This window comes from Ginsengibacter sp. (genome assembly GCF_057362405.1).
In genome coordinates this window covers 35,635-48,887 of sequence record NZ_JBMQQG010000078.1, presented here as the reverse complement: position 1 = coordinate 48,887, position 13,253 = coordinate 35,635, and the positions used below count along the sequence as shown (strand labels likewise).

5 protein-coding genes are annotated in these 13,253 nt (G+C 40.6%); 3 read left to right on the top strand and 2 right to left on the bottom strand.

Annotation, left to right across the window (positions count from 1 at the left end):
* A partial coding sequence (locus ACO1O5_RS06925) for a hypothetical protein (RefSeq protein WP_486269108.1) occupies positions 1–238 on the top strand: 238 nt, incomplete at its 5' end.
* A 243-nt stretch (positions 239–481) separates the two neighbouring features.
* Positions 482–2,113 (top strand): sodium:solute symporter family protein, encoded by a 1,632-nt coding sequence (locus ACO1O5_RS06920; RefSeq protein WP_486269107.1) that lies wholly within the window; start codon positions 482–484, stop codon positions 2,111–2,113.
* 19 nt (positions 2,114–2,132) lie between these two features.
* On the opposite strand, the gene ACO1O5_RS06915 is transcribed toward ACO1O5_RS06920, so the two are convergent.
* A complete protein-coding gene (locus ACO1O5_RS06915) occupies positions 2,133–4,127 on the bottom strand; it encodes an adenylate/guanylate cyclase domain-containing protein (protein WP_486269106.1) in 1,995 nt (664 codons plus the stop codon).
* Between the two features lie 52 nt (positions 4,128–4,179).
* Complete coding sequence (locus ACO1O5_RS06910; RefSeq protein WP_486269105.1) at positions 4,180–10,602, bottom strand: MBG domain-containing protein; 6,423 nt, start codon at positions 10,600–10,602, stop codon at positions 4,180–4,182.
* A 921-nt stretch (positions 10,603–11,523) separates the two neighbouring features.
* Here ACO1O5_RS06910 and ACO1O5_RS06905 point away from each other — a divergent pair.
* Positions 11,524–13,194 (top strand): acyl-CoA carboxylase subunit beta, encoded by a 1,671-nt coding sequence (locus tag ACO1O5_RS06905; protein WP_486269104.1) that lies wholly within the window; start codon positions 11,524–11,526, stop codon positions 13,192–13,194.
* The last annotated feature ends 59 nt before the right edge of the window (positions 13,195–13,253 follow it).

Below are 13,253 nucleotides of genomic sequence, written 5' to 3'. Positions count from 1 at the left end.
AGGCTGGGTGCAGGAAAGAAGTACTTACCAGGCAACCACGCTGGATCCGCATTACGAAACACCTTTAGGCATGCATGATACAGACGAGAATGAAACTAACGGTAGCCTTGCCATTGCAAAATATGGCAAAGGAAATTTCGTGTACGCGAGTCTTGTTTTCTTTCGCCAATTACCTGCGGGTGTTCCGGGAGCTTACAGGTTGCTGGCAAATCTAATTGCACTACCAAAAAATAAATAAGAACCAAATCATAAATTAAAATTGCTGATATGATTTCTTCTGAAAAAAAATACTGGAACAGATGGTACGCTATTGTACTCGTATTCCTTTTATTTCAGATTGTATTGTATTATTTTCTTTCAGTTTATTTTAACGGCAGGTAATTGTTTTATCCCACAAACACTAAGACCGCAAAGCACTTGCCTCTTTGTTTTTTGTGGGATATTCCTAATAAAATTAAATTCTTCATAAGCTGCATGCAGTATGAGTAGTATTGATTGGATAGTATTGATTGTTTCACTTTCTTCCATTATTATTTATGGGGTTTATAAAAGCCGCACCACCAAAAACCTTGATGGATATTTTTTAAGCAACCGCGATATGCCGTGGTATCTTGTGTTGTTGAGTATTATGGGAACCCAGGCCAGCGCCATTACTTTCTTAAGCGCACCGGGCCAGGCTTATACCGATGGCATGCGTTTCGTGCAATATTATTTCGGTCTGCCTTTAGCCATGATCGTTATATGCATTGTTTTTGTGCCGGTTTTTAATAAACTGAAAGTGTATACCGCTTATGAATTTTTAGAGAAACGGTTTGATCTTAAAACGCGAACGCTCACTTCATTTCTTTTTCAAATATCACGAGGTCTTTCAACAGGCATTAGTATCTATGCTCCTTCAATAATATTGAGCTCCCTGCTCGGATGGAATATTTATTTTACCAATATTGTTATGGGCGGCCTTTTGATAATTTATACGGTTAGCGGTGGCGCAAGGGCAGTAGCTCATACTCAGAAATTACAATTGATAATAGTATTTGCCGGTATGTTTTTAGCAGGATACCTTGTTGTTCACCTTATGCCCTCCGGTACCGGTTTCATCGATGCTTTGCATATTGGTGGCAAAAATGGAAAGATGAATATTATAACTACTGGGAGAACTGCTAAAGGGTTTGACTGGAAAGACAAATACAACATCTGGAGCGGAATAATCGGTGGATTTTTTTTAGCGCTGTCTTACTTTGGAACTGATCAGAGCCAGGTTGGCCGGTATCTAACGGCAAAGAATAATCGACAAGGTAAGATGGGATTATTAATGAATGGCATCGTGAAGGTTCCCATGCAATTTTTAATTCTTTTGCTGGGCGTGATGGTGTTCTCATTTTACCAGTTTCATAAAGCGCCGATTTATTTTAATGAAACACAAATTGAACTCGCTAAAAAAACATCGTATAAAGATTCTTTTGTAGCACTTGAGATGAAATATGCAAAAGTGCAGCCCGATGATAACGCTGAAAAAGCAACCATAAAAACCGCGTATAAAAATATTTTATCAAAAGCTTTACCTGGCCAGGAAATAAACGACACCAATTACATCTTTCTAAGGTTTGTGCTGGATTATTTACCCAAAGGACTTATCGGTTTACTGATAGCAATCATTTTCTTATCGGCATGGGGAAGTATTGCTGCAGCATTAAATGCATTGGCATCCTGTACGGTTGTGGACATTCATAAAAGATTTGTAAGGAGAGACCTAACGCAAGGCCAGGATTACCGGCTTTCAAAATTATATACACTGGCCTGGGGGCTCTTTAGTATAGCTGTCGCAGAATTTGCAAGTAACCTCGGCAACAGCCTGATTGAAACCGTAAATATTCTTGGCTCCCTGTTTTATGGGGTCATACTTGGTATTTTTCTCGTAGCTTTTTGGTTTAAACAAATTAAAGCGAACGCTACTTTTTACTCATCAGTTGTTTCAGAAATCTTTATCATTATTATCTACAAAGCTGATGTTATTTCTTTTTTGTGGTTGAACGTTATCGGAGCGTTGTTGGTTATTTTGTTCGGGTTTATTTTCCAGGTATTTTCAAGATCGAAAATATTAGAAGGGATATGAAGTGGTAAAATTCTTGCTGTTAATTGTATGAAACAGGATTTTTCTTATCAACATTAAAAGCATTTTCGGATTTATTTATTTCAAGAGACAGTATCTTCTCTTCTACAAAATACATATCAATTTCTCCAATGTTTTTGGCGTATATTTTCCCGCGGTGTCCGCAGGTAAATTTGTCTTTGATTAGCTCATAGGTTGCAGATGAAATATTCACCTGCCCAGGTACGCCATTAGTTTCCATTCGGCTCGCAATATTAACGGTACTGCCCCAAATGTCGTACACATACTTTTTCTTGCCAACTACGCCTGCTACAACGGGGCCAACATGAATACCGATCCTCATATCCCAGGGCTGCAACCCGGACTGAATTCTTTTTTGATTAAAGCTTAAAATAAAGTCTCTAATTTCCAGGCTGGCATGAACCACATTTTCAACGTGAAGTTCGTTGAGAGTAGGGATGCCTCCAGCGCACATGTACGAGTCGCCGATCGTTTTTATTTTTTCGAGGTTATATTTTTCTATAATTCCATCGAATGCGAGGAAACACACATTCAATTCTTCCAGCAGGTCCTGCGGCGACATTTTATCTGCTATAAGTGTAAATCCTTTAAAGTCCGTAAACATTACTGCAACCGATTCGTAATATTTTGGTTCAGCATAGCCTTTTACCTGCAGTTCTTTTGCAACTTCTGCTGGTAATATGTTCAGTAATAAACTTTCAATCTCAGCCTTTTGTTGATCCAAAATTTTGTTGGTTCTCTTCTTAATAAGATAGCTTCTAAATACGAGCAAGGCAATCATAAATGCCAGTCCTAGTCCAATCATAAATGCATTTTTGGCGAACTTTTGTCGTTGCAGCTCCAATGCAGTTAAAGCCTTGTCCTTTGTTAGCAGATTTATCTGGCTTTGTTTCTTTTCAAGATCAAATTCAAATTGCAGGCTTCCTAACTTTTTGTCTGTCTCAATATTGTACAAAGTATCCTTTATGTCCGCGTAAAGCGTTCGGTACTTATAAGCATTTTTAAAGTCCGATATATTCGCAAAGGCTACCGCCTTGTCACGGTAAATGTCCTTAAGGTCCGGAGCAGCATTTATTTCTGCCGCAATAGCGTTCGCCCTGTTCAAATATTCCAAAGCGGTCGAATAATTTTTTTGAACAACAAATATGTTGGCAATACCCTGAAGCGCACGCACAATATTAGGCTTACTATTAAATTTTTCTGCGATGGCAAGTGCTTTATTGTTATAGCTCAGGGCTGTTGTAATATCTCCTTTTTGCAGATAAACCTTTCCTATACCGGTATACGCAAAGGAACTATTAGGCGAGTTGCCGAGTGCCTTTATAGATTTTTCAAAATAATTTACCGCGTTGGCATAATCATTCTTCTCAAAATAGATTTCCCCTATATTTTCAGATATAGTACCTAAGGCATCATTGTCACCTAATTGCTCACAATAAGGCAAAGCCTGCAATAAGTAATTCAGGGCTTTATCCCACGTGGCTTTCTTGTTATAGTAAATGCTGCCCACCGTATTCAGGGCAGAAAGTATCCGAAGTTTATCTTTCAATTTCTCCGAAATCGCTAATGATTTCAACGAATATTCCAGGCCCTTTTCGTCATCGCCCTGTTGAGCATAAATAGCTGCAATATTGTTTAATAAGTTGGCCTCCCCCGTTTCATCTTTTATTTGTTCAAATGCCTCCAATGATCCATTCCAGTTTTGAAGGGCCTCAAGATATTTACCCTGGTAATAATATCCCATTCCGACATTTTTCAAAGCGAATGCTTTCCCTTCCCCGAAATCTATTTTTTCTGCAAGGTCTTTTGCCTGGTTCGCCAAACTGATGGCCAATTCCGGATTGTCAGAAAAATGTCCCTTGCTTTGTCGCAGCAAATTGTTGACAGCAGCTGTATCTGTCTTGTTGCCTGTTATAGAATCTTCCGGTGACTGCGAATAAGTAACAATAGAAAGTCCTATGAATAAACACAACAACTTCACCGTTTTCAAATTCATAAGCACAATTTTACCCGAATTTAGGGCAAAAATATCAGGGTAAACATAAAACTCAACGAGTGATGATAAGTTTCTTGCTTAACACCTTGTCTCCATTTGAAATTTGTACCAGGTATATGCCACTGGTATACTTACTTACATCGATTCTTTTAATGTAATTTTTGCCCGCCTGGTACACACCATTTTCAGATTCATAAACCATCTTTCCATCGATACTATAAAGAGTAATTTTAGAGTTGCCTGTTCTCACCGGAACGAAAGATACCGTTATATAATTGGATGCGGGGTTGGGAATTATCTGAATTGTGCCCGTTGTCAGGCTATTAGCAATTTGAACCTGTTGAGATAAAGAAGAATTGAAGCCGGCTATAGCAACAGTCATCCCTTTAAAAGGATAATCTGCCGGTATAGGACAGGCTGTAAAGTTATCGTATGAACTGGTGCTCCCACTATAACTGTTTCCTCCATTACCGCTACCCCCACTTACTAAATTTTGTATTTGCGAAGTTGGCGTTCCTGTTGGATAGTCTCCCTTAACAGACGTTACTATTCCAGGTCCCGCAATAGAAGAATAATTAAATTGGGGTTGATAAGCTGCCATACCATATCCCCACTGGTCACTATAATTTTGATTGGTGTAAAATATTCCACTAAGGTCAGAACTGGTGTTACCTCCGTTCTTTACAAAACCGTTTGACGAGTTAATGATTGCACCGGTAATAAAAATATTAGAGGTGCTGCTAAAACCGACAGGAACTTTGGTAATCCATAAATTATCGGTCGCATCAAAACTTGTGACAGGTGCTAAAACCGTATTATCTGCGATGATTCTGCCATCCGGTATAGATAGGCCCTTTACTAATGGATTCGATTTAACATTATTTAAAGTAAATGTGCCTGCCGTGAACAGAAGGTAATCGCCATTGTTAATAAGCTGGCCACTGATTTTAGTCTCGACATTCAACCATAAGCTTGTAGCTTTTGTAGTGGTATTACTGAAATTCGTAAATGTACCGTGACTTAATAAACATGGGTTATTCGTTACCGTTAGTGTTCCATTTATAAACTTAAAGGCGTATTTAGATGAGGCAAGTGTACCGATTGCTGCTATAATCGGGTAAGAACCAACCGGGCTCGTAGATGTGGCTGTGGTAGTAATTGACGGAACACCGGTAATGCTGTTTTGCAAACTATCCCCATCTACAAAACCGCTATACGTTACCGCAAAGGCGGGATTTACATTTCCGTATTGTCTTGATGTATCTTTTGCGGTAACCGTAATGGTATCTGGCTTAATCGTTACTGAACCCAGCCCGTAACTTATGTCAAAATTCGAATTAACCAAAACACCTGGGATTAATGATTGCTGTCCGGGGTTAAGTCCGGTAATCATATTAATACCAAACATAGGACCGATCCAATTGGTTTGAAGATCAACATCGGATGTGTCAATAATCTCGGCGGTGTTGTTACTGGAAGAAGTCGCTCCTATAACTTCACTATTTACCAGCTGCACCAGGGAGCCATTTACTAATTGCACCAGGGATCCGTTCACCAATTGTACCAGCGAGCCATTTACTAACTGCACCAATGAACCATTTACCATTTGCACCAGCGAGCCGTTTACCAATTGCACTAGTGATCCATTTAATATCGGCTTCGCAACGCCGTTAACCAACTGAACCAGCGAGCCATTTACTAGCTGAACGAGTGAACCGTTTATGATTGGAGTCACAGTAGATCCGTCGCCATTTACCAATTGCACAAGAGAACCGTTCACGAGTTGCACCAATGAACCGTTTACCAATTGTACCAGGGAACCATTTGGCAATGGAGAATATACCCCATTGACAAACTGAACCAGCGAGCCGTTGACGAGTTGTACCAATGAACTATTTTGAATGGGAACATATTCCCCGTTTACCAACTGCACCAGGGATCCATTCACCAATTGAACTAATGAACCATTAACCATCTGCACCAACGAACCATTAACCAATTGCACCAGCGATCCGTTCGGTATAGCTGTAAACACGCCATTCACCAATTGCACCAGGCTGCCGTTAACTAACTGCACCAAGGAAGAATTCGGAATAGGCGTCGGTATTCCGTTTACCAGTTGCACCAGGCTGCCGTTCACAATTTGTACCAAGGAACCATTAACTATAGGTACTAAAGATCCCGTGGTGCCGTTCACCATTTGAACCAACGAGCCATTAACCATCTGCACCAATGAACCATTCACTGAGACCTTTCCCGTGTTGTTAGTTAATGAAGACGCACTTAATAACGCCTTTGAATTAACGCCCGGATATACTTGGAAAAATTTTCCGGTTGACGGATTTTTTTTGTAATTAAAAATGGACTCAGACGCAATATCAACAAGGTATTGATTATTGAAACTATTTTGATTTGCTGATGGAATCAGGTAGTTATTATTGTCGAGCTGGAATTTGCGTGAATTGTTTACCGCCTTGAAACTGGCAATCATGTTCATGTTTGCAAGGTCAGCTACGGTAAGAACTGAACCATCGGATTGTGTCTTTGAAAAATCCTTTACTACCGCCAGTGCGTTATCGGGCAGATAAGCCTGGTGAAAAGCTTTGATAAGACTATCCAGGTGTGCGGGATTTGGTACCTTGCTTCTGTCATAATCGTAATTAAATATCACTTTGCCGGGATATTGACCATACTGAATAATTTGGTTACCCGGGGTTACTTTCAATGGCATCTTACTAATTGTAACAATTCCCGTATTGAACTTATAGTGATATTTTGCCAGGAAGGCTAAGTCACCAGGATCAGACAGGTTGAAATTTCCGGATATTGTAACGAGGTAGGTACCCACGTCGCTGTTTGCGGTTGCCGCTGTTGTTAATGTAAGTTTACTAAGCCCGATGGCCGCCAGCGATAAGGTAGTATCCTGTAACCGAACCCCATTAATGGTTATCAGTGTATCGAACTTTGGAAGTTGCTCGCCATACTTTTTCTTTATTGTATCTGTACTAACTTCTATGCTGCCTTGGAAGAATGATAAGCTATTTGAAAACCCTCCATCACCATTCACCGTCATCGGCGGTGTATAAACTCTTATAATCGGGTTGTCGTCAAAGGCCGGAATAACGGCTGTGATTAGATTGTTGGAAAGTACGTTTGTTGAAGTGAGGACAGAATCATTATAATAAACTTGAGAATTAGAACTTAGATTTTGGCCTTTGATCTCCAGGGTGAACGGGCTATCACCTGGCATGGTAGCAGGAGTTGTTACGGGAATTATTAGGGAATCTATTTCCGGAGTTGGTGCTGCAAACGTCCGCATCGCTAAATCTGCATTTATCAATCCGTAGCCTGAATTGTAATCGTATCCAACAAGGCCCGGAGGTCTCATGCTGGTAGCAGTTGTTTGCAACAACGTCCTCATCTGGGAAGAAGCGGTTGTTGCCTGGTTCAAGAATTTTTTTCTTCCCTGCATAATTAATGCGGCCACAGCAGCAGCATGTGGTGCAGCCGCCGAAGTTCCAAAGAAATTCGAGTACCCATTAAGTGCCCAGTCGGGATAATCCTGGCCCAGCTTAACCGTGGTTTTAACACCGTCGGGCGCAACAAAGTCTGGCTTATTTCGCACCACCCCATTAGTTTCCGTTCCTCCTAAAGAAGAGAAGGTTTCGATTTGAGGCTGAGTCAGGTTGGTAGCTGGATTAGCAGAATTGTTGGGTACCGCAATTGGATAACCGGCTGGCGGATGATTGATATAACCGGGAACATAATTGTACCTGGCTGCGCCAACTGCGATAGCGCTGTCTGCATTTGCCTGGCCCACAAGCGTTGAGGTGCCCACATTGTATTCCATGATCCGTATACCTCCGCTAAAAACAACATATTTCATACGCGAAGGATTACTGGTCGTGGTATTGTTTACAATGAGAATATTATAATCAATCGAATCTGTGCCGCTAATTGTAATGGGAATAAATTCAATTGGATCGCCATTGGAATTATCCCTGTTATAACCAATCAAACCAGTGCCATCAGTGTTTTTAGTCAGGTAAATATCCATATCATTTTTTGTTCCACCGCTTTGTGCGTTGGAATATATGCTATCCACCCATTGAAAAACAAAGGTATAATTGCCCGGAGCAAGGCGTACTTTTTGAAATAAATCACCACTTCCGGAGAAATCATGTGCTTTTTTACCTGGAAATCCAATAGCAGTAGCATCAGCTGGCCTAAAGGCCGCTTCATAAGATCTGTTTGCAAAATTGCCAGCGGCAGAAAAATAGGAAACTCCCTGTGTTGTAACCGTATCAACGGTTTTGGCCACAATTCCATCTTGTAGAAAAGGCTCAGTAATAAAAGTAACATCATCTACAATTACGTTACATCCCTGGGCTTTTAATTGCTTGATCCCAACGGCAAAGTCACCGGGACTAAAAAATCCGGTACGAAAATAAAGCTGGGAGCCAGGAGCCACATCATGTATTATCTGCAACATAGCCCTGCCCTCGTCCGACTGCTCGATAGGGAAATCCTGCAAAACAGTTACCGGCGTAGTAAATCCTTTGGGATTTCCCGGGCCGGGAAGATCGTCATTTGTAATATCCTGTGAAAGAGTATTTGTAGTGAAAGTTTGCGGTGAAGGATTCAATGATCCCAATGGATTTGTTGAATATGGCGGAATAATAGTCGGTTGCAAAGGGAGTGTTGCAGTTGAACCGTTGCCGATAGTGGCAAAACTATTTGATATGACGCCTATTTTAACGCCAGCGCCATTTATACTATACCCACTTCGAACAAGATTAGTTCTCATGCTAGTATCGCCCGCCGATGAAACAATGCCACTATTAATAACAGCCTGGTAGTACGGTCGACAGTAATTAATGATATCACCTAATAGATTCAGCTTAGGTAAGTTGATGATCGGAAATCTTCCTGAGATGATGAAGTTGCTGACGCCGTTAGTAATAATATCCTTTAACCCATAAGGAGCCGTTTGCAACAGGCTCAACACGGTATTATAGTAGCCTGCGTCTGCAATTACATCTATCGTTACATAACCGTCAGGGCTTATTACGAAAAATGGAGACGGCTGTGCCGGCACGCCAGGATTATAATTATCGTAGATCGACTGCAATTCAGAACCAATGACACTTCTTAATTTGCTGGTCACAATCGCCGTATCCGATGTTGAGCAACCGGCCGAGGCTTTTACGGTAAAAATATAAGTGCCGGCAGCTGATGCAATAACCGAGGCCTGATTTGTTGGCGTACTGATTATTCCGCCATTGATTGCCCGCCAGCTAAAAGAAACGTCAGATGACGTTGTAGTTCCCGTTAGCAGAGCCTGTGAATTTACATCTAATGCTTTATCAACACCTGCATTTGCAGTCGGCGCAGTACAAAAACTAAAAGGCGAAAAGATCACCGAAATATTACTTTGTAAAATAACCTGAGTACCACTCCAAAGAGCACCCACTATATTAGAAGAACCCGTTCCAGAGCCAATGTTGATAGCGGCGTAAGGCGCCCAAACGGAGCCCAGCCATTTTGAATCCTGTCCTGATGATCCGTTAGCGATATTAAACGAAACCGTTTTATCGGGAGACGTAGAACCGGTTCCGTGTGTTTCAAGATAGATTCTTGACTCGCTTCCCCCATTTATTATGCTTGCCTGCACTTTGTTTAAATCCACATCACCATATACATAAATTTTGATAGTACCTGTTGCGTCATTTTTAAAATCAAAAACAAAATTATTGGTGGTTCCAGAGTTTTTGATTGACTTAAAAACATATACCCCTGTTCCCGAAAGTGTAAGTGTTTTATTGCCGGACAGGGTAACATCTCCATAAGACCCGTAAGTAATTTTCTTTGTGCCGTTGATATTAGTAGTTCCAACGACCGGAAACGCATTTATGACGGGCATAGCAGGAAGAACCGGAAGATTCGGTGTACCCAGAATTTCTCCACCGCCAGGAGTTGGACCAGAGTATATTGTTCCGGATGGATGGGTAACCACGCCCGATACAGTTCCCCCGCCAATTATGATATTTCCATTGGCATCGATGTTTCCTCCGATAGTGGCACTTGAACCAACCGAAACAGCCGTTCCTGTTGAACCTGCTGCGGACAGCCTTCCGGTGACTACGTTGCTATTCGCAAGTTGAATAGTACCGCCACTAAAGATGTCGAAGGGTAAATCACTGGTTCCAATGGCCAGGTTTCCGGTTGATTGCACAAGATCGTAGCTTCCAACGGAACCTTTAATTACATTTCCACTGATATTGCAGGAAGATCCTATCTGAACTCCATAACCCGGAGAAGAGGGTATCGTTTGACCCGCCGCACTCTTGCCCCCAAAAATTACATAATCTGTAATCTGTGTTTGCTGCGCACGCATGCTTTGCACTGAAAGCAAACAAGTGACTAAAAAGATGCAAGTTTTCTTATTAATTCTGAAAGTAACTTTTTTTCTCATTTAGACTTATGATTTGAATAATTTAATAATAATTGGTTAAACGAGCCTGTGAAAGGATTTTTATATGCTTCTATCATATTTAATCTTTGCAGTCACTGTTGTAAGCCTTTTGGTTTCAAGGAGGATTGGACAAAGAATCAAATTTGATGATTCAAACTTATTTTCAGCAAATACTTTCAATCACAAGCCGATTGATATTCATTGAAAAAGAATTGCTGATGGCTACATCAGCTAATAAAGTTTGTTTTATTCATTTAGGCGTCGGGCCTTTTTTTTAATCGACCAAGTTCCTCAGCAATACGAGGTTTTAGCCAAATAAAAAACATCCGTAAACCTTTCCAGGGCAACATTTTCTCAATTCAGATTCTGATTCGAATCCAAATGGTATCAAGACGATCTTAAAAAACATTGGTAATATAAGCATCTAAGGGAGTGGCTTAATAATAGATATTGAGTTGTAAATTTATTAGTTTCAACAACCTCAACCAAAATTATTTATTAATATCAATAAATAGATTCCCGCACATGATGTTAATGAACCAAATTTCACGTTTGATAAATGATTAGGGCTAGCTAAAACTTTACTTGGACTACAAAATTAAATTTGTTTTACTAATCGTTGATTAAGATTATTTCCGACGCCCATTTTTTCGGAAACTCCAACTCAGCAGGTTTTAATGGATCTGCCGTTTTCTTTGGATACGACGAATACGGGTGTAGTGCATCCCGGGAAACGATTCAGGCCTTTAGCCTTAGGCAAAATACCAATATTACAGGCTACAATACCAGCCAAACGCATTTGTGAATAAGACGAGCTGCAGAAATGTTAACGACAAAAATGCAAACCTTTCAGGTTAGAAGTGCTCCCCTCTCGTATAAACTAAGATTTAAAGTTTTAGTTTTGACATACATTGAGTTAATATGAATATAGATTTTAACCGGAACGAGGATGTAATGAAGCTTGCATTAAGCCACATTAAAAATTTAGTTAGCAAAATTGAAGAAGGTGGCGGCAAAAAAGCAATCGCAAAGCAAAAAGAACGAAATAAGTTAACAGCGAGAGAACGTTTGCAGTACCTGCTTGATGAAAAAAAACCATTTATAGAAATTGGTGTGTTTGCTGGTTACGGAATGTATGAAGAATACGGCGGATGCCCTGCAGGCGGTACTGTCGCCGGTATTGGCTATGTAGGCGGCAGGCAATGTGTTATTATCGCTAATGATCAAACGGTAAAAGCCGGCGCCTGGTTTCCGATTACTGGCAAAAAGAATCTTCGCATGCAGGAGATAGCGATGGAAAACAATTTACCGGTAATTTATCTTGTTGACAGTGCCGGTGTTTTTCTTCCGATGCAGGATGAGATCTTCCCCGATAAAGAGCATTTCGGTCGCATCTTTCGTAATAATGCAAAAATAAGTGCAATGGGTATCACCCAAATTGCGGCAGTAATGGGCCCTTGTGTTGCCGGCGGAGCTTATCTTCCTATAATGAGTGACGAAACTTTAATGGTCGAGGGGAATGGTTCAATTTTTTTAGCAGGCCCTTATCTTGTAAAAGCCGCCATAGGCGAAAACGTCGATAGCGAAACCTTAGGTGGAGCGGTAACACACACTGAAATTAGCGGCATTGCTGATTATAAATTTGAAACAGAAGAAGCATGCCTGGACGAAGTAAAAAAAATAATTAGTAAGATCGGACACTTTCCAAAAGCCGGATTCAACCGGATTGCTGCATTACAACCCGCAAAAGATCCTAAAGAAATTTATGGCTTTTTTCCAGAAGGAAATACAAAGCCATATGATATGCTGGAAATTATTGAAAGAATAGTTGATGCTGAATTTTCTAATAATTCGCCAAAAAGTGGTTCTGAAACTAAAAGCTCCTTCGAACAATTTAAAGAAGGTTACGGAAAAACGATTTTGTGTGGATATGCCAGGATCGATGGTTGGGCGGTAGGGATAGTGGCGAACCAACGGTTGAATATTAAAAACAAAAAAGGCGAATTACAAATGGGCGGCGTTATCTATAACGATAGTGCCGATAAGGCCGCAAGATTTATTATGAATTGTAATCAAAAGAAAATTCCATTGATTTTTTTGCAGGATGTTACAGGCTTTATGGTTGGAAGCAGAAGCGAACAAAGCGGCATTATTAAAGATGGTGCGAAAATGGTTAATGCAGTGGCCAACTCAGTAGTTCCCAAAATAACCATCGTACTTGGAAACTCTTACGGAGCGGGCAATTACGCCATGTGCGGTAAGGCCTACGAACCTAGATTCATTTACGCCTGGCCATCGGCAAAAATTGCTGTCATGGGAGGTGAGCAGGCGGCAAAAACATTATTACAAATTGAGGTAGCATCACTAAAAGCAAAAGGAAAGGAAATAACAAAGGAAAACGAGGAAACGCTTCTTTTGGAAATGACGAACAGATATACGCAGCAAACCACTCCTTTTTACGCTGCATCACGATTATGGGTAGACGCAATAATCGATCCATTGGAAACCAGGAATATCATTTCAGAAAATCTAAGTGCGGCAAATAACAACGCAGAAATAAGTGCTTTTAAGACTGGTGTTTTCCAGGTGTAAACCGCGTCACGATTTTTTAAATTAGTGTAAAACTATTCCCCGCAAGTCCTGAAAAAAAT